The 588-nt window shown below is 55.1% G+C and carries 1 protein-coding gene; it reads left to right on the top strand.

The annotated features are described in order from the left end of the window. Window positions 1-588: hypothetical protein (locus tag D3D02_RS18580; RefSeq protein ID WP_121571340.1), on the top strand; the 588-nt coding region annotated here is incomplete at both ends.

Raw genomic sequence — 588 nt, 5'->3', positions numbered from 1 at the left:
AACTTGAACCAGCAGAGAAGCGAGAGATTTGGCGCTTCACCCGGCGTGAATTGCCGTATCTCTGGAGCCAGCGGACATCGTACTTTATCCTTGGCAGCTATCGCGATCCCTACATCCGCCAGCTCCGTGCCGTGCAGAACGAACTCACGAGGCAACTCGGTGCGTATCCGTTCATAATGGGGGATCTCATCGAACTGCCGACTGACCGCCTCAATACGTTCGATATCATGTTCTCCCTGTTGGCGACGTACAGCGACTATATCGTCGGTGTCTTCGAGGAGGAAAGCGGTGGGGAAGCGCCGGAATTAGGCGAGATCGATGACCCACCGTATTTCGAGAAATCGTACGTGTACCCACGCGACTACTCGTGGGTCACTGATGCGCACCTTGAGTCGAAACACCACGTCATTCAGGCTGCGCTTGAGATTGCATTTACGGATGACTTGACGGAGGATGAAGCAGCGTCAAAAATCAAGTCGCTCCTCGAGCGTGCACAAGACACTGGCATCAACATCGCTGAAGACGAAGTCTGGGAGGTGCTCAGCAACCGGACAGACACGGGAGAGGACCCAGCAGCGTACAGTTGGG

Origin of the sequence: Halobellus sp. Atlit-38R, assembly GCF_003665925.1 — an archaeon.
Taxonomy (GTDB): Archaea; Halobacteriota; Halobacteria; order Halobacteriales; family Haloferacaceae; genus Haloquadratum; species Haloquadratum inordinatus.
This window is presented reverse-complemented; position numbering and strand designations above follow the sequence as displayed.